Annotated in this window: 15 protein-coding genes, 1 tRNA gene and 1 pseudogene; 12 read left to right on the top strand and 5 right to left on the bottom strand. The window is 51.3% G+C overall.

Translation table 11 applies throughout. The features are described 5' to 3' along the window. Positions 1-60 precede the first annotated feature (60 nt). From AC1DUO_RS11380 to AC1DUO_RS11340, 9 genes are all read left to right on the top strand, one after another. Entirely contained in the window at positions 61-1,362 is a 1,302-nt protein-coding gene (locus tag AC1DUO_RS11380; protein WP_119261148.1) for an anaerobic C4-dicarboxylate transporter, read from the top strand. Between the two features lie 170 nt (positions 1,363-1,532). Further along, entirely contained in the window at positions 1,533-3,269 is a 1,737-nt protein-coding gene (locus AC1DUO_RS11375) for a protein-disulfide reductase DsbD (protein ID WP_119261147.1), read from the top strand. A 43-nt stretch (positions 3,270-3,312) separates the two neighbouring features. Then, a complete protein-coding gene (gene dicD, locus AC1DUO_RS11370) occupies positions 3,313-3,888 on the top strand; it encodes a division control transcriptional repressor DicD (protein ID WP_014411550.1) in 576 nt (191 codons plus the stop codon). Between the two features lie 129 nt (positions 3,889-4,017). Further along, positions 4,018-4,093, top strand: a tRNA-Phe gene (locus AC1DUO_RS11365). Between the two features lie 379 nt (positions 4,094-4,472). Further along, entirely contained in the window at positions 4,473-5,633 is a 1,161-nt protein-coding gene (locus AC1DUO_RS11360; protein WP_014411549.1) for a mandelate racemase/muconate lactonizing enzyme family protein, read from the top strand. Further along, a complete protein-coding gene (locus tag AC1DUO_RS11355; RefSeq protein WP_119261146.1) occupies positions 5,626-6,942 on the top strand; it encodes an MFS transporter in 1,317 nt (438 codons plus the stop codon). Before AC1DUO_RS11360 ends, AC1DUO_RS11355 begins: the two co-directional genes overlap by 8 nt. Positions 6,943-7,033: 91 nt before the next feature. Continuing rightward, on the top strand, positions 7,034-8,062 hold the full coding sequence (locus AC1DUO_RS11350; protein WP_119261145.1) for a S66 family peptidase: 1,029 nt from the start codon (positions 7,034-7,036) through the stop codon (positions 8,060-8,062). A 254-nt stretch (positions 8,063-8,316) separates the two neighbouring features. After that, positions 8,317-9,192: a winged helix-turn-helix domain-containing protein gene (locus tag AC1DUO_RS11345; RefSeq protein ID WP_240433022.1), complete on the top strand. Its 876-nt coding sequence runs from the start codon at positions 8,317-8,319 to the stop codon at positions 9,190-9,192. Further along, positions 9,182-9,739: a FidL-like protein gene (locus AC1DUO_RS11340; protein WP_013573729.1), complete on the top strand. Its 558-nt coding sequence runs from the start codon at positions 9,182-9,184 to the stop codon at positions 9,737-9,739. The genes AC1DUO_RS11345 and AC1DUO_RS11340 overlap by 11 nt, the downstream gene beginning before the upstream one ends. 24 nt (positions 9,740-9,763) lie before the next feature. Here AC1DUO_RS11340 and AC1DUO_RS11335 read toward each other — a convergent pair whose 3' ends face one another. The 5 genes from AC1DUO_RS11335 to AC1DUO_RS11315 all read right to left on the bottom strand — a co-directional run bounded on the left by AC1DUO_RS11335 (position 9,764) and on the right by AC1DUO_RS11315 (position 15,010). Next, a complete protein-coding gene (locus tag AC1DUO_RS11335) occupies positions 9,764-10,036 on the bottom strand; it encodes a helix-turn-helix domain-containing protein (RefSeq protein WP_013573728.1) in 273 nt (90 codons plus the stop codon). 27 nt (positions 10,037-10,063) lie between these two features. Continuing rightward, positions 10,064-11,035: a fimbrial protein gene (locus AC1DUO_RS11330; protein WP_013573727.1), complete on the bottom strand. Its 972-nt coding sequence runs from the start codon at positions 11,033-11,035 to the stop codon at positions 10,064-10,066. 9 nt (positions 11,036-11,044) lie between these two features. Continuing rightward, positions 11,045-11,782, bottom strand: coding sequence for a fimbrial biogenesis chaperone (locus tag AC1DUO_RS11325; protein ID WP_013573726.1), 738 nt, complete (start codon positions 11,780-11,782; stop codon positions 11,045-11,047). Between the two features lie 46 nt (positions 11,783-11,828). After that, complete coding sequence (locus AC1DUO_RS11320) at positions 11,829-14,330, bottom strand: fimbria/pilus outer membrane usher protein (RefSeq protein WP_477987356.1); 2,502 nt, start codon at positions 14,328-14,330, stop codon at positions 11,829-11,831. Positions 14,331-14,431: 101 nt separating this feature from the next. Further along, positions 14,432-15,010: a fimbrial protein gene (locus AC1DUO_RS11315; protein ID WP_013573724.1), complete on the bottom strand. Its 579-nt coding sequence runs from the start codon at positions 15,008-15,010 to the stop codon at positions 14,432-14,434. A 515-nt stretch (positions 15,011-15,525) separates the two neighbouring features. Between AC1DUO_RS11315 and acs the strand changes: the two genes are divergently transcribed. From acs to AC1DUO_RS11300, 3 genes and pseudogenes are all read left to right on the top strand, one after another. Next, the gene (gene acs, locus AC1DUO_RS11310; RefSeq protein WP_119261143.1) at positions 15,526-17,487 is read left to right on the top strand and encodes an acetate--CoA ligase; all 1,962 of its coding nucleotides are present in this window, start codon (positions 15,526-15,528) and stop codon (positions 17,485-17,487) included. A gap of 55 nt (positions 17,488-17,542) precedes the next feature. Continuing rightward, a complete protein-coding gene (locus AC1DUO_RS11305; protein ID WP_013573722.1) occupies positions 17,543-17,854 on the top strand; it encodes a DUF485 domain-containing protein in 312 nt (103 codons plus the stop codon). Positions 17,855-17,883: 29 nt separating this feature from the next. Further along, positions 17,884-18,405 (top strand): annotated as a pseudogene (locus AC1DUO_RS11300) (sodium:solute symporter family transporter); the annotation flags it as partial. Positions 18,406-18,458 lie beyond the last annotated feature (53 nt).

The raw sequence follows: 18,458 nt of genomic DNA, 5'->3' as shown, positions 1-18,458 counted from the left end.
AATTACACAACAATTAATTATCAATTCCTTAAGGAGTGCTGGGAATATGGACGGACAACCATGTTAATTATCGAATTTATTATTGTACTGGCGGCGATTTTCCTCGGCGCGCGCTTAGGCGGCATCGGCATTGGTTTCGCGGGCGGGCTTGGCGTTCTGGTGCTCGCCCTGATAGGCGTTAAACCGGGAACCATCCCTTTTGACGTAATCTCTATCATCATGGCGGTGATCGCCGCGATCTCGACCATGCAGGTAGCAGGCGGGATGGATTATCTGGTGCAACAAACTGAAAAGCTGCTGCGCCGTAATCCCAAACACATCACCCTCCTCGCGCCCATCGTCACCTATTTCCTGACGATTATGGCGGGCACCGGCAACATTTCACTGTCGGCATTACCGGTTATTTCTGAAGTCGCTAAAGAGCAAGGGATTAAACCCTGCCGCCCGCTTTCCACCGCCGTGGTTGCCGCGCAGATAGCCATTACCGCCTCACCGATTTCTGCCGCAGTGGTGTACATGGCATCCACCATGGAAGACCACGGCGTCAGTTATCTTCATCTGCTGATGGTGATGATCCCGTCCACACTGGCCGCAGTGATCCTGATGTCGCTGATTGTCAGCTGGTGCTTTGACGCAAAGCTTTCCAATGACCCGGTTTATCTCAAACGGTATGAAGAAGGTTTGATCCAACTGCGTGGCGATAAAGTGCTGGAAATCAAACACGGCGCCAAACTCTCGGTGTTGCTGTTCCTGCTCGGCGTACTGACGGTGGTCGCTTATGCGGTTATTAACAGCCCGAGCCTGGGTTGGGTCGCACAACCTGTGATGACCACCAACAGCGCCATCCTGATTATCATGCTCAGTGTCGCCACGTTAATCACCTTGCTGTGCAGCATTGATACCGACGCTATTCTGACCTCCAGCACGTTCAAATCCGGCATGAGCGCCTGTATTTGTATCCTCGGCGTGGCCTGGCTGGGTGACACTTTTGTGCAGGCCAATCTCGGCTGGATCAAAGAAACCGCGGGTGGCCTGATCCAGGCGCACCCGTGGCTGCTGGCGGTGATTTTCTTCTTCAGCTCTGCGCTGTTGTATTCGCAGGCCGCCACGACCAAAGCCCTGCTGCCAATGGCGCTGGCACTGAGTGTGTCGCCGCTGACCGCCGTGGGTTCTTTTGCCGCTGTTTCCGGTTTATTCATTCTGCCGACGTATCCGACGCTGGTTGCCGCTGTGCAGATGGATGACACCGGCACCACCCGCATCGGGCGCTTCGTCTTCAACCATCCATTCTTTATTCCCGGCACGATTGGCGTGTTCCTGTCTGTAGTTTTTGGATTTGGTTTCGGCAGTATTATTCTCTGACAGTTTTCCGGGGGCTGCGGCCCCCGTTAAGCACTCGGGGCTTTCTGCTCAGGGATTGCTCAGGGTATACTCACAATTCATTAACGCGCTATGGCATGACGCCGTGCGCATCTTCTGTCGATTCACTCAGTGGCTGTTCATCTGCCGCGACAAAGAGAACTTTACTCCGCATGGATCACCGCATTCTTCGAATTTTCTTCCTGCTGTGCAGCCTGAGTCTTTTGCCGTTTCAGGCGAATGCCTCTTTATTTGGCAAACCCGCCGCGCCACAGTTTGTCCCCGTCGATCAGGCATTCAGTTTTGATTTCCAGCAGCAAGGTCACGACCTCAAACTGAACTGGCAAATCCGTGACGGCTATTATTTATATCGCAGCAAGATTGAGCTGGAACCGAAGAATGCTCAGCTCGCGGCGTTTCTGATGCCCAAAGGCCGTGATCATCATGATGAGTTTTTCGGTAACAGCGAAGTTTATGAGAATGCCCTGCATCTGACGATCCCTCTCCGCCAGGCCAGCGCGGATGCAACCCTTCGGGTGACCTATCAGGGATGTGCCGCCGCAGGATTCTGCTATCCGCCGGAAACTCGTGACGTGCCGCTGAGTGCCGTCACGGAACCGACGCGTGTCAGCACGCCGGCTGCGGATACAGCATCCGCACCGGTTATCGCGACGCCTGAAAAGCCATCCACACCACTGCCGTTTTCTCCGCTGTGGGCCTTGCTGATCGGCATCGGTATTGCCTTTACGCCTTGCGTACTGCCGATGTATCCGCTGATTTCCGGCATTATTCTCGGGCGTCAGCGCCCTCACAGCATGAAGCGAATTTTCCTGCTGGCGCTGGTTTACGTTCAGGGCATGGCGCTGACTTACACACTGCTTGGTATGGTGGTCGCTGCGGCAGGCTTGCAGTTCCAGGCGGCGTTGCAAAGTCCGTGGGTACTGATTGTGCTTTCGGTGATGTTCATTGTTCTGGCGCTGTCGATGTTTGGCACGTTCAGCCTGCAACTTCCTTCTGCCGTCCAGACCCGGCTGGCTTTATGGAGTAACGAGCAAAAAGGCGGCTCGCTGCCCGGCGTCTTTATTATGGGCGCACTGGCCGGGTTGATTTGTTCTCCCTGCACCACCGCGCCGCTCAGCGCGATCCTGCTGTATATCGCCCAGAGCGGGAATCTGCTGGCGGGGGCTGGCACGCTGTATCTGTATGCGCTGGGGATGGGCATTCCGCTGATTATTGTGACGATGTTCGGCAACAAATTACTGCCCCGCAGCGGGCCGTGGATGCAATACGTCAAAGAAGGATTTGGCTTTGTCATTCTGGCACTGCCGGTATTTTTACTCGAACGTGTGATTGGCGATATCTGGGGGCTGCGTTTATGGAGCCTGCTCGGCATGGCGTTCTTCGGCTGGGCATTCCTGCTCAGCCTGAAAAGCCAGCGCGGCATGGTGCGGACGCTGCAATTACTTTTCCTGGCCGCGGCGCTGATCGTCAGCCGTCCTTTGCAGGACTGGGCATTTGCGCCAGCCGCTAACACGACAACACAGGTACACGCACTTAATTTCCAGAACATCCATAATGTCGGTGAACTGAACGCTGCCCTGCAGGGCGCGCAGGGCAAACGCGTTATGCTGGATTTGTACGCTGACTGGTGCGTGGCGTGTAAAGAGTTCGAAAAATATACCTTCTCAGCGCCAGACGTGCAGAATGAACTGACGGATACCTTATTGCTGCAGGCAGATGTCACCCAGAATTCCCCTGAGCAGAAAGCGTTATTAGAACGTCTGAATGTTCTGGGCCTGCCGACAATTGTGTTCTTCGGGCCTGATGGTCATGAGTTGCCACAGTCACGGGTGACGGGTTTTATGGATGCAGCGGAGTTCAGCGCGCATTTGCAGAAAACTCACCCTTAAACGACACTACACTTTGAAGTACGCGAATTGTGAGGAGGCAAACGTGCTACGTGAACAAGTTCTCGATAAAACCCTTAATTTCCTGGAACAACGTGGCCTTGCAACATTGTCACTGGAAACGGTCGCCGAACTGGTCGATGTCCCGCTCAGTGAATTACGCCGTTTCTGGCCGGATGCCGAAGCCCTGCTGTATGACAGTCTGCGTTATCACGGCGAACAGATTGATATCTGGCGTCGTCAGCTGATGCTGGATGAGTCTCTTTCAGCGCCACAGAAATTGCTGGCGCGCTATAAAGTGCTGGATGAGCAGGTGCGGCAGCAGCGCTATCCTGGATGTCTGTTTATCGCAGCTTGCACGTTTTTCCCTGACAGCGAGGCGCCCATTCATCAGCTGGCTCAACAGCAGAAACGGGCCTCCTACGACTACACCTTGTCGCTTTTGCAGGAAATGGGCTCGGATGACCCGGAAATGGTCGCTCAGCAGATGGAACTGATCCTCGAAGGCTGCCTGAGTAAACTGCTCGTTAAGCGCCAACTGAACGATGTGGAAGTCGCACGCCGTCTGGCAGAGGATGTGCTGAACATCGCCCGCTGCCGTGAACATGGTGCACTTTCCTGACTTCCCCCCATTGCTGCCCGGCGATTTCATCCTTTTTGAATGAAAAGGCAGCAAACAAACGGCTTTTATGTATTTTAGATAACAAACCCGTTGACGGCTCAGGCCCAATACGGTTTAATGCGCCCCGTTGCCCGGATAGCTCAGTCGGTAGAGCAAGGGATTGAAAATCCCTGTGTCCTTGGTTCGATTCCGAGTCCGGGCACCATATTTAAAGAAACCCGCCTATGGCGGGTTTTTTGCTTTCAGAGATACGGACTCTCCATCGAACTCCGTTCGATGACTCGCCTTRACAGGCTCGCCCTGCGGGCCAACGGCAAAGCCGTTGTTCAAACGCCTGCGGCGTTAGTCCGKGTCCGGGCACCCTATTTAAAGAAACCCGCCTATGGCGGGTTTTTTGCTTTTTAAATCTTACGTATTTACCCTTTCGTGATTCACTTCTCATCCCTTCATTCATTTGCACAAAACTCCCGTTCAATTCTGCTTAAAAGTTAGGCCAACGTCCGTTAACGGTCATATCCCTGCGTTTTAGACTGATTCCTTAGCCTGATAAGTTTCCTCAAGGCCCTATAAAACAGGAATGTCTCATGAAAATAACCAAAATTGAGGTATTGCGCGTTGCGATTCCATTCAGCAGCGACAGGGATAAAACACCAGAGATACAGGCGGATGCCTATAACGCGGCATCTCCCGAACTCACCAGAATGGAAACACTACTGATCAAAATCACGACCGACAGCGGCTTACACGGCTGGGGGGAAGGTTTCGGTCATCTTTGTAATCCGCTCACCGAAACCGCGATGAACGGCTTAGTCGGACGATTTTTTCTCGGCCAAACCTGCCCGGAAAGTCCTGAGGAAATTGCTGCACTGATGCAGCAGGCCGAGGTGAACTTTCATGCTTTCGGGCGCACTGGTCCTGTGATGTTTGCCCTTTCAGCTGTGGATATTGCGCTATGGGATTTGCTGGCGAAAGCATGGAAGCAGCCGCTTTGGCAATTGCTGGGGGCGAAACGTCAGAAAATCGGGGTTTACGCCAGCCTGGTCAGTTATGGCAATCATCCTGAACGTGTGGCGGCAAAAGTGCTGAGTACCTGGCAGGCGGGATTCCGCGCCATAAAATTGCATGAAACGGCTTATCCGGCCATTGCCGCCGCCAGAGAAATACTGCCTGCCGATGCTGAACTGATGGTTGATGTGAACTGTCCGTGGAACGTGGCAGAAGCCTCGCAACAGGCGCAGGCTTTACGTTCTCTGAATCTGGGATGGCTGGAAGAACCGGTCTGGCCACCGGATGATTTAGCCGGTCTGGCGGAAGTGCGAAAACAAGGAACCCGTATTGCCGCAGGCGAGAATGCAGCAGGCGTTCAGGGCTTTGTGGAGCATTTCGAACACGGCGCGATTGACGTCGCACAGCCCAGCGTCAGTAAAGTCGGCGGGATCACCGCCATGCTGAAAGTGTTTGCGCTGGCGAAGCAATACCACATCCGCGTTGTTCCGCACTGTTTTTATTACGGTGCCGGCCTGATGGCCACCGCCCAACTGGTCGCTACGCTCGACGACCACGTGAGCCTGGAAGTGCCTTACATTCAGTGGCAGGAAACGCTTTATTCACAACTGAATTTTGAACCGCATATGCTGTTGCCGGATACGCCGGGGCTAGGTTTTGAGCCATCACTTTCCATCATCCAGAAGTACCTCATCAGCTCGAAAACCCTTTCTCTGACCGCGGAGGCCGCACATGCGTAAATCCAATTATCGGGTGGTCATCGCCCTGCTGCTGTTCTTTGCCGGCATGCTCAATTATCTCGACCGCGCGGCGTTATCGGTGATGGCGCCACTGATCAAAGGCGACCTGCATATCAATGATGCCCAGATGGGGATTTTGTTCAGCGCCTTCTTTATTGGCTACTGCCTGTTTTGCTTTATTGGCGGGTGGAGTGCAGACAAGTTTGGCCCGCGAAAAGTCTTCGCCTTCGCTGCTGCGTTCTGGTCCGTATTTTGCGGCGCAACAGCACTGGTCACCGGTTTCGCGCATTTACTGGTCGTGCGCGTCATGTTTGGTATCGGCGAAGGCCCGATGGGCACCACCACCAACAAATCAATTTCCAACTGGTTTCCGCGCAAGGAAGTCGGCCGCGCGGTCGGCTTCACCAATGCGGGGCAGCCACTGGGGGCCGCCATCGCCGCGCCGATTGTCGGGCTGGTCGGGTTGCATTTCGGCTGGCGCATCGCCTTCGTGGTGATTGCTGCACTGGGCTTTGTCTGGCTGGCGGCATGGATGGCCTTTTTCCGCGATAAGCCAGAGCAGCATCCGCGGGTCTCAGAGGAAGAAAAACGTCTGATTGCCAGCGACCGCCCGGCGACACCGGTGACAAACGGCACCAGAGAAAATGATGCGCACAGCTTGTGGTATTACGTTTTTTCCAAACCGGTGCTGGGGGTGGCTGCAGCCTTTTTCTGCTTCAACTACATTCAGTATTTCTTCCTGTCATGGCTGCCAAGCTATCTCACTGACTTCCAGCATCTCGACATTAAGAGCATGAGCATTATCGGTATTCTGCCCTGGCTGGGCGCGACTGCGGGTTTCATCGGTGGCGGGATTGTCGCCGATATTCTCTACCGTCGTAGCGGTAATTTCCTCTTCTCACGCAAAGCGGTGATTTTCGCCGGTCTGATTATTGCTGCCGGTTGTGTGCTGATGACGGCTTATACCCGCAACACCGCAGGCGCCGTGGCGCTGATTACCGTCGCCAGTATTTTTGCTTATATGACGCCACAGGCGTGCTGGTCATTGTTGCAGGATATCGTTCCGGCGCACCGTATCGGGACCGCAGGCGGTTTCGTGCATTTACTGGCGAATCTGGCCGGGATTTTATCCCCGAGCATTACCGGATTTTTAATCCAGTACGGCGGGGGATATCAGTCAGCCTTCATCCTGTCGAGCGGCCTCGCCATCCTCGGCGTGATTGCGATGGCTATCCTCGTACGCCAGAACAAAGTGAATGAATTGTTTGGCAAAAAAGCGCCAGCGGAAGAAATCGCCGCCGGTCATTAATCCTCCGGTTTATCCTGTAAGGCCCCTGTTCAACCTGCAATTGAATTGATACATTGCAGGTTGAACATTGAGCAGATTTATAGGATGTAAAATGCCCTCGTCAGAACTTTCGCTGTTCCCCCCTGCATTGAAAACCGGCGATACCATTGGTTTTTTCTCTGCGTCATCACCGGTGACTGCCACCGCCCCTAACCGTTATCTGCGCGGGAAGAAATTCCTTGAAGATAAAGGATTTGTGCTGAAAGCCGGCACAATGACCGGACAATATGATCACTATCGCTCCGGCTCCATTCAGGCACGTGCCGAAGAACTGAATCAGTTGATCCGTGATCCGCAGGTGCGTTGTGTAATGTCGTCGATAGGCGGTAACAACACTAACTCCCTGCTGCCTTATCTGGATTACGATGCGCTGCGTACTGATCCGAAAATCATCGTCGGGTATTCCGACACGACCGCATTGCTGGCCGGGATTTATGCGCAAACAGGATTGATCACCTTTTACGGTCCGGCGCTGGTGGCTTCTTTCGGCGAATTTCCGCCGCTGGTTGATGAAACCTACGCGTCTTTTGCTGACATCCTGATGACCCGCCGCTCTGAGCCTTATCGCTATGCTTTACCGCAGCACTGGACGGACGAAAAACTCAACTGGAATGATGTCACGCCGGTCAGGGCGAAAACGTTGTACGCCAATACCTGCCGCTTTCGCGGCAAGGGACGCATCGAGGGGCGCGTCATCGGCGGAAATCTGAATACGTTGTCTGGCATCTGGGGCAGCCCTTATATGCCGGAAATCCGTCAGGGCGATATTTTGTTTATCGAAGACAGCTTGCACAATATCGCGACCATCGAGCGCTCTTTCTCAATGCTGAAACTGAACGGAATTTTCGACCGTGTGAGCGCTATTCTGCTCGGCAAACACGAATTGTTCGATAATGCGGGGACAGGAAGGCAACCGGCGGATGTGCTGCTGGAAGTGCTGAACGGACAAGACATTCCGCTGGTTGATGGCTTCGACTGCTGCCATACCCATCCGATGTTAACGCTTCCTCTGGGTGCCCGTATTGCTGTCGACTTCTCTCAGCAGCACATCGACATTGTCGGCCCGTATCTGCAGCAATAAATCAAAAATCACGTACTACTAAAAATCCGTACGTGATTTATATGTTTTCCCCCCCACGCTTTCCGCCATTACATTTCGAACGACTGCTCTGTAAACATTTACGACAGAAATCTGTTTTTGAAATAGAACGGTTTATACTGACTGACCTGATGCGTGAGATATAAATCAAGAATGCGCGCCGGGTGCGCATTGTTCTCATTGCATGAAGCATGTGTGGAGGCAGGATATTCTTAACAGGGAGGCGTGAAATGCACATGAATTATCTGATTGAAAATCTAATAGTCTTCAACCCTGAAGATAACACACTTTCATTAGCGGGTGATTCAGAAAACAAGATCGCCATTTCTAATCCTGCGCGCAGGATATTATTATTGTTAATAGAACAACAGGGTATCGTTGTTGAGCGTGAAATATTTTTTAAAAAAGTTTGGGATGACTACGGACTGATAGCAAGTAATAATAATCTTAATCACTGCGTCAGCAAATTACGCAAAGTAGTGGTCACTTTGGGTTACCCTGATGAATTTATCGTTACCGTGCCCAAGGTCGGTTTTACTATCCGTAAAGAAATCATTATTGAACCTTACCTCATGCATGAACCTCCTGAGGAGAAAGTTCAGGTTCACAACGTGCAGGTCAACAAAACACCGGAAAACCGGCTGACTGAAACAGAGCAAAAGGAAGAGATCATCGCGCCGACGGCAGCATCACTTCAGCTAAAAACGCAACCTGAAAAGAGGATAAAAAATCGCCCCTCTGGCTTTATGATAAGCCTGCTTGTGGCGGCAGTCTTGACTGTGTGGGCATTTTTCATTATGTACAACGATTTGCAGGATCCGAAAACAGAGCTGAAAATTGCCAGGCTAGGTGCCTGTGATTTGTATTCAACCGCGCCCGTCATTTCGTCCCGTAAGCGCGAATTTATTCAACTGGCCGAGACATTTCTGCAAAAAAATAATATTACCTGCAAACCAGGAGATATTTTCATATTCCAAAGTGAGCGTTTTACCTCGCCCATCAATACTGGCTCAGTACGTGATTTTATGGCGCAGTGCATTACCGATGATAATTATAAAGCTAACATTTGCATAAGCTATTATACAAATGACAGGACCACGCATGTTCAGTGATAGAAAACGTATTTTTCAGGGAAAGAAGAGCATCCTCCTCCCGTTCATCCCGGCTGTATTTATATTACTCTTTACCCTGTATGGTTTTTTCGTTCAAAAGAACCGGGAAGCATTCCCTGTTAATATACCTTGCCGTGGAAATATGATCATAGAAGCACAATATGATAATCAAACCGCAAAACTGGTGGCCGCACTCTACTTCAGTTTTCTTGACAACCACAAAATTTTAGTTTCACTCAGTGGAACGGGTTATTTGTATGACAAAAATGGGATTGTTATTCAACGGAAAACATTGCTGAGAAACATTTATTATGACTATATTCACGTTAGCACAAACTCCAGTACGTATTCGCTCACCAGCAGTCAGATTAATATCGACAGTGTAGACAATATGGACTGGCAGATTTCGTCTCTCCTGCTGATAAACAGTTTTTTTCTGACCGGCCATACTGACACGCTGGTACTGAAGAAATACGATAACAGCACCCTGTTGATTGAAAGCAACCAGTCTCCGATTGCATTGTGTGTATTCAAAAAAAGTCTTTGAATACAAATACATTTAGTAACTCACTTATTTATAGTAGAGGTACAGATGAAACCCGCAAGCCTGGGCGTAACGCGACAAGGTACAAAAACTGGCCTGAGCCGGCCGCTTCTCAAGACGGGTAATCGCTGGTGGCGTGATGCCCAGCCGTCTGGCCAGTTCTGTCTTACTCAGTCCAGCATCTTCACGCAGGGTTTGCAGCAGGGCATGAATGTGAGTCTCTGCGATGAGCTCCGGTGCCTGGACCTTATAAACCGGTTCCTCGAGCGCCTGCGCCCGCAATTTTGCCGTTCTTAGCATAGCCTTCCTCCTTTCCTTAAGCCGTCGTCAGTAGTAGTTGATCTTGACGATCACGGATGCGTCAAACTGCCCGAGAGAAAGCGTTTTCCCCGGAATCGCACTCAGTTTTGCCGTAAAGTTTTTGGTGACTTCATTCACATTGTTCAGCTCAGCAAAGTCATCATAGCGGTTGAAAGTGATGGCTTTATCCTGGTCGTTATAGAGCATCAGCTTCGCGCCGTTGGACAGGTCAATCGCGGTGTTGTCCAGCAGTGGGCTGGCGGTGGAAAACTCCGCCTGCAGCGAGAAGTTGTCAAGGCACCCTTGTTTTACCGCTTTAATGGCAAACGGCAGTGAAACGCCGGACGATCGGGACAACGTGGTACTTTGAATCGCACCAAAATCGACAATCTGAGACTCAGGATAGACTTTCAGGTCAGAGCCACAGGCCAGAAAGCGGATCCCCTGTAATCCTGAAAGGTTGTATTTAAGATTTTTTGCGCCCGGCGTTTTGTTAATCCCGCGGCTGCCGTCAAGCTGGAAAACCGTAAACTGGTCGGCCCCCTGATAATGTCCGCTGGAAGGCGCATTTCCGCTGACTTTGATATACAGACGGAACGTGACATTCACCGTCACATTCTGACCTTTTTTGATCGGCGTACTGTTGGTACTCAGACGCTGTTCGTTCTGCTCCAGATCCTGCCCGTTGTAACTGACGCCCAGCAGCAACCCTTCACCAATCGACTGTGATTTGGGATTAAAGTAGAAATGCACCACATCAATGATCGAACCCAGCACATTGTCGCAATAGGCCGTGACATTGATGTCATTGGATTCCCAGACTTTCGTGCCTGCTGGCACGTTCGCCGGGATCGCCAGTTGCCCGACGGGAATAGCCGGTTTGTCCACAATACCGGTACCTTTTTCGACACAATCGAGCGCCAGTGCACTGCGGGAAAAAAACAACAGCAGCAGGAGAAATACCATCCGACCCGCCTGAAATCTGTCAATACCAGCCATCACCACTCCTTAGCGTTTTGCGTCTTTGCTGATGCGCTGACATTGTTGTGTCTGGCAGTTGTACTCGTTCACCTGCAAACCGCCGTAATCATCCATGTAACCCAGACTGTATTGCTGGCTAACGTACTGCTTGCCGGTGAGATTTTCGGTGGCGAACGGTGCGAGCATCACGCTGTCAAAACCAGGGATATTGCCTTTGTTGTCTTTGCCCAGATAGCCGACAGTGATATAAAACGGTGTCGGATTGGTCAGTTTTAGCCCATCACTGAGACGGGCAACCTGAAGCTGTTCCTGCCAGTGACCTTTCACCAGCTTCCTGAGTTCCACCGGACGGAAAAACAGCTTCACGCGGCTTTGGATCGCCACCTGCATCACGTTCGCCATGTCACTTTTTGGCGGCACTTCACGCACGTTAAAGTAAAACAGCGATTCGCGATCTTTCGGCAGACCGGCGGTTTCGGGTAACTGCAAAATGCGGATCTGGCTTTTCTGGCCAGCATCAATGCGCTGCATCGGCGGCAACGCCACCAGCGGAGAGGTAATTTTTTCGCCCTGCTCGTTCTCCAGCCAGACCTGCGCAAGATACGGTAGATCTTTGCTCTGGTTTTCCAGCATCACGCTGACGGATTTATCACTGGCGTTATAGATGATGCGTGTCCGGTCCAGATTGACGGCGGCGAAAGTCGGATAAGTCATGCCAATCATCAGCAGTAATGCTGCCCCAAAACGCAAAAAATACCTGTTCATCGGATTATTCCTTTCCTGATCTGCTTTGTTGAAAGCGTTTAAATTATTAAGTGCAGGGCAGCAATACCTGCCCTGAATATGTCACGGGCTGAGGTGGCACCTGGATCTGACATTGCTGCCCGTCTCCCCAGCGAACAGTCAGGGATTTCTCGCCGGATACTCCGGCCAGGTACGCCAGACCACTGTCGCCAATCAGGCCCGCTTCAAACCCGGAACTGTTGTCGGTAACGGCGGCGCCCAGCGGCGGGTGGCTGCCATCAGCGAGGCGTATTACCGCCATCAGACGTTCACCTTTAATGGCGCGGATTTTGCGAAAGCCTATTGCGCCTTCCGTCAGGGTTTTGCTGACCACCGAGCTGTAAACTTCCACGTCATCCGGCAAATTATTCACATCAACGCGGATATCGGAGGTCTGGTAGCTGGACACACCATTCACAACAGCAATGCCGTAATCGTTGGTCACTGACGCACCGTCGCTGATCGGAATGCCTTTCACGCCGGTTGATACCATCATGCGTGGCTCGCTGCCGGCGCTGCTCTGATGCAATGCTGCGCCTGCCGCTGTCGCAGTAAACGATCCGTACCAGTTGGCATTCACTGAGCGGTAATCGTTATTTTTCACGCTGCCGTTCGCACCGAACTGACCGTACGGCGACATATGCTGATAGTTGGCGCGGAACACACCGTTACCTTTTTGCAGATCCGGGCTGCTCCCGCCCGCGCCCACGCGCCAGCTATTGTTCGGATCCTGGCTGTTGTAATACGACGCCGTTTGCGAGTAACCACTTTGCGAATCCTGCTGTGCGTCGTAGCTGATCTGTTGCCCGGAAGACAACGGCAAACTGAGCGACAGAAACATCTGATTTTCATCGGTATCGCGGTAGTTCAGCTTGCTGGCGGAAAACGTCGCAGAAATGCCGGTAAAGCGGCCGATATCGAAAATCTTGCTGACTGACACGCTGTAATTGTTACTCGCACTCTCATTCCAGTAGACCTTGTGGGTAGCAGAGAGATAGAGCGTGATCGCCGGCCACGGCAGGTACTGATTTGCCGTCACGGTGTAGGTTTGTTTGTCATCGCGGGAATAACCGTCGCCGTTCACCTTGTCGAGGTACTGGCTGAACGACATAAACGTTTTTTCCGAGAAGCGGTATCCGGCAAACGTAATCTGACTGCCGGTCGAGTCAAACCGCTTGGAGTAGTTGGCGCGGTAACTCAGCCCGGTTTGTTTCCCTGCCACCGGTACGGTCGCCGAGGAACGCGTGACATCAAAAGATACGGCACCGAGTTTTTGCAGGTTTTGCCCGACGCCGATGGCCTGCGCCTGATAGTTACCGGTGGTGCTGATCAGACCGCCGTAAAGCGAGAAATCATTCAGCGCACCCCAGGACATTTCGCCGCTGTAAAAACCCGGCTGCAAGACGTGATTGCTGCTGCCGGTGGTCGGTTTGCCCATTGCGGTTTTGAAACGCACCTGGCCTTTGCGGGTCAGGAACGGAATGGTCGCGGTGGTCACCTGATAAGTCGTCACGCTGCCGTTTTCTTCTTCGATTTTGACATCCAGTGCGCCCTGTACCGCTTCGGTCAGATCCTGAACCACAAATGGGCCCGGTGACACGTTGGTCTGATAAATCACCCGCCCGTTCTGACTGATACTCACTTTGGCATTGGTTTTGGCGATGCCGGTGACTTGCGGCGCATAACCTCGCAGCGACGGAGGCAACATGCGCTGATCGCTGTTGAGTGAAACACCGAGAAAACGGAATGAATCGAAAATATCTGAGCTTAAATAGGTCTGCCCGCCGGTCAGGCGTGCGCCCACAGAAGGCAGCGCACGATACAGATAGGTTTGCGTCCAGGTGAATTTATCACTGGCGGGCGCGCCGGACGTGCGCGACGAAGAATACTGATAATCGGCACGGGCGCGYCACGGCCCGAGGTTAAAACCGGTGGTGCCGTAACTGCTGAAACTGGTGGTGCTGTCGCCGGACTGCGGCATGTATCGGCTGCCGAGCAGGTTGTAATCGAGCAATGCGCCGTTGACGCCATCATCCCACTGTGAGGGCGGCACCCAGTTTTGATCGTGAAAGGTCAGCCAGGCCTGGGGAATGCTGATATTCAGCGTTTGTTTTTCCTGATCGTAACGTGCGGTGACTTCCTGCTGCTGATCGAGAGATGTGCATTCACCGTGATGCCACAAAGTCAGCTTTTCGCGCGCGTCTTTAGTGAGTTCGAATTTATCCACCAGTACCGGCGGTAAACACAGGCGGCTATTTTTCTTATCCGCAGTGGGAATATAGTGAATCACGCTTTGTTCGCCGAACGTGCGGCCATTGAGCACCACATCCAGCAGGTATTCACCGGGCGCGATATAATCGGCTACCTGAAATCGTGACAGATCGACATTATTGCGATCGGCAGAATCAATGAAGTTAACGTTAAATTCTACTGCGAAGCTTCTGACTGAAATAAAGCATCCTGACAGAAGAAAAATAAACCACAGGACATTCTTGATTTCAGCCGATGTTCTATTCATCGCAAACGACATAATAAAATCACTTCTTACTAAAATAGTAATCCACACCAATCCCTGGCGCTGGCACAGCCAAAAAATAAAGGGGAGAAAACTCCCCTAAATAGCAGCGATATTTATTTGTAGTTCAGGGCATAAGTTGCCTGAGAAACGATCGTACCGGTTGAAACAGGCTGAGAATTGGCTTCCACGCGTGCGGCGAATACCAGCTCATTATTCCCTGTGACCAGGTTAATATCTTTAGAGGTGTCACCCACTTTCAGCAGGTCACCGTTGGCGTCAATCAGGCGGATGCCTGCGCCTTTCGCGCTGCCGGTGTTGGCCAGTAGTTCAGCGGCGCTGCTGTCAGGCGTACCCGCAAAAGAAACGGCGACTTTGGACATAGCCGGATATTGAACAGTGCCCGCCGTCTGTGCGGTCAGGTCACAATCTTGCAAATGAATGGTGTAATTCACGTTTTGAGAGTATTTATTGCCGCTTTCGAGCACCTTATTCGCGACCTGCCCCATGTTTACATTAATGTCTTCATCACCTGCGGCAATTGAGCAAGGTGCGTTAATAACCGTCCCGGTGAAATGAATACGGCCTGAACCTTGATCAGCTCCTGTCGGAGGCGTTGTATCATCTGCAAAAGCTGATGCAGAAATAAAGGCAGATAAAGCAATAACCAGTGTCTTTCTTTTGGCGTTAAACATAATAAGTCCTTGAGATTTAACGGTAGCTATTAAGCATTAAGCAGCTATTAAGCGATATTTTTCGCTGTACCGAAGAGAGCACCCCTCTCTTGCCAGATCAATATACTGATATTTTAAATTTAACGTTATAATAATTTGCCAATTGCAAATATTAAGAGTTTTACTCTCAGATTAATCTTTAAACATGCGATTTATGAAAGGAAATTAACTCAGAGGTTAAAATATCTGATATTAAATGTTCCGTAATAGATAAGAAAATTTCCACACCAAACCCTGAGTTAAGCTTTCTTTAACCAAATAATCACATTAAGAATCATATTTTTTAACTTTATCTCTTTCCCACTCTCTCCTGAACTTCCCAGACTTATGTGGACTGCTCCGCATGACGAATGAATATATCCTGCTGTTTTTTCTCCGCTTGCGTGATCTGTCCCCCAGAAAACAAACAAAGGCATACCGCAAACTACACCCAACCTTTTATTGACATATCATTAACAAATTAAAGGAGAAAAACCATGAGCCATGTTTATAAGCACCCTATTCCTGCCTCCATAGCAGAGCGTACCCTGATCACACCTGAGAAATATCAGCAGTATTATCAACAGTCTGTCGAAGATCCTGACGCATTTTGGGGTGAACAGGCCAAAGTGCTCGACTGGATTAAGCCTTTCACAAAAGTGAAAAACACTTCATTTGCGCCGGGGAATATCGATATTCGCTGGTTTGAGGATGGCACTCTGAATCTTGCAGCTAACTGTCTGGATCGTCATTTAAGCGACAAAGGCGATCAGACCGCGCTGATTTGGGAAGGTGATGACCCGAAAGCCGAGAATAAACATGTCACCTACAAACAGCTTCATCATGATGTTTGTCAGTTTGCTAACGTCTTAAAGGGCCTGGGCGTTAAGAAAGGGGATGTTGTCGCTATTTACATGCCTATGGTACCGGAAGCGGCTGTCGCGATGCTGGCCTGTGCCCGTATCGGTGCTGTGCATTCCGTTATCTTCGCCGGTTTCTCCCCGGAAGCTGTTGCCGGTCGCATTATCGATTCCAATGCCAGGCTGGTGATTACCGCCGACGAAGGTCTGCGCGCCGGACGTACCATTCCGCTGAAACAAAATGTGGATGATGCGCTGAAAAACCCGTCGGTCACCAGCATCACACATTCCATCATTTTCAAACGCACCGGCAAACAGGGGGAATGGAAAGAGGGTCGTGACATCTGGTGGCATGATGCAATTGAAGGCATTTCTGCAGATTGTCCGCCCGAAGAAATGAAAGCAGAAGATCCGCTTTTCATCCTTTATACCTCCGGCTCCACGGGTAAACCGAAAGGCGTATTGCATACCACGGGCGGTTATCTGGTCTATGCGGCCCTGACCTTCAAATACACCTTTGACTATCATGATGGCGATATCTACTGGTGTACGGCCGATGTCGGCTGGGTAACGGGCCACAGCTATTTGCTCTACGGCCCGCTGGCGTGCGGAGCCATCAGCCTGATGTTTGAAGGTGTACCAAATTATCCGACACCGGCCCGTATGGCGCAGGTTATTGATAAACACAAGGTAAATATCCTCTATACCGCACCTACGGCGATCCGCGCACTGATGGCTGAAGGGGATAAAGCCATTGAGGGCACCAGCCGTGCTTCACTGCGGATCATGGGGTCAGTTGGCGAACCGATTAACCCGGAAGCCTGGGAGTGGTACTACAGGACTATTGGTAACAGCCAGTGCCCGATTGTCGATACCTGGTGGCAAACCGAAACCGGCGGTTTCATGATAACCCCGCTGCCGGGTGCCACTGAGCTGAAAGCGGGTTCGGCAACGCGGCCGTTCTTCGGTGTTCAGCCTGCTCTGGTAGACAACGAAGGCGTTCCTCAGGAAGGAGCATGCGAAGGCAATCTGGTCATCACCGATTCTTGGCCGGGTCAGGCGCGTACACTGTTTGGTGACCATGAACGTTTCGAGCAGACCTATTTCTCCACGTTTAAAAATATGTACTTTAGCGGTGACGGTGCGCGTCGTGACGAAGACGGTTATTACTGGATAACAGGCCGTGTTGATGACGTGCTCAATATTTCCGGCCATCGCCTTGGGACGGCTGAAATTGAATCAGCATTAGTTTCTCACCCTAAAATTGCAGAAGCTGCCGTTGTGGGTATTCCGCATAACATTAAAGGTCAGGCTATTTACGCCTACATCACACTGAATCACGGCGAAGAACCGTCACCGGAACTCTATACCGAAGTACGCAACTGGGTGCGTAAAGAGATAGGGTCCATTGCCACGCCTGACATTCTTCACTGGACTGATTCGTTGCCAAAAACCCGTTCCGGCAAAATTATGCGTCGTATTCTGCGCAAAATTGCAGCCGGAGACACAAGCAATCTGGGAGATACCTCTACGCTGGCGGATCCGGGCGTAGTCGATAAATTGCTGGAAGAAAAACAATCAATGAAAGTGCCGTCGTAATTTTTCACCGCCCTGGCGCGGTGAACTCTATCAATGCCTCACAGGAGTCACTGAGATGAATGATCTCATTTATCAGAGAGTTGTAAGTAATCCGCGCTTCAGGGAACTGGTGCAAAAACGCAGTCGTTTTGCCTGGCTGCTGTCAGGCATCACGCTGGTTCTGTATGTCGCTTTCATTTTACTGATTGCGTTCGATCCACAGTGGCTGGGAACACCTCTCTATGACGGTGCCACCATCACCCGCGGCATTCCCGTGGGCGTGGGGCTGATCGTTATTTCCTTCGTGCTGACTGGAATTTACGTCATTCGCGCGAACGGCGAGTTTGACCGCCTGACGGCAGATATTATCCGCGAGGTGCAGCCATGATCGCACGTCGCGGCTCTCTTCTTTTACTGATGTTATCCCTCACCTTCCCGTTCAGTTTGCTTGCTGCGGAGGGCATCGCCGGGGAAGTTAAACGTCAGCCTCTTAATATTGAAGCTATCGTAATGTTCGTGCTGTTTGTTGGCGCGACTTTATATATCACCTATTGGGCAGCAAAGCGTACACGGTCCCGCCAGGACTACTATACAGCTGGCGGCCGCATTACAGGCCTGCAAAACGGTATGGCAATTGCTGGCGATTTCATGTCTGCCGCTTCTTTCCTGGGTATCTCCGCACTGGTTTATACATCCGGTTATGATGGCCTGATCTATTCCATCGGTTTCCTGATCGGCTGGCCAATCATTTTGTTCCTGATTGCCGAACGCCTGCGTAATTTGGGGAAATATACCTTCGCAGATGTCGCGTCATACCGGTTGAAACAAAAACCAATCCGGCTGCTTTCAGCCTGCGGTTCGCTGGTGGTTGTTGCGCTTTATCTGATCGCACAAATGGTCGGTGCCGGTAAGTTAATCCAGCTATTGTTTGGGCTTAACTGCACAAATGGTCGGTGCCGGTAAGTTAATCCAGCTATTGTTTGGGCTTAACT

Source organism: Rahnella sp. P4_A8 (assembly GCF_056402435.1).
Note: the sequence above shows the minus strand (reverse complement) of the source record. Positions and strands in the feature narration are given on the sequence as shown.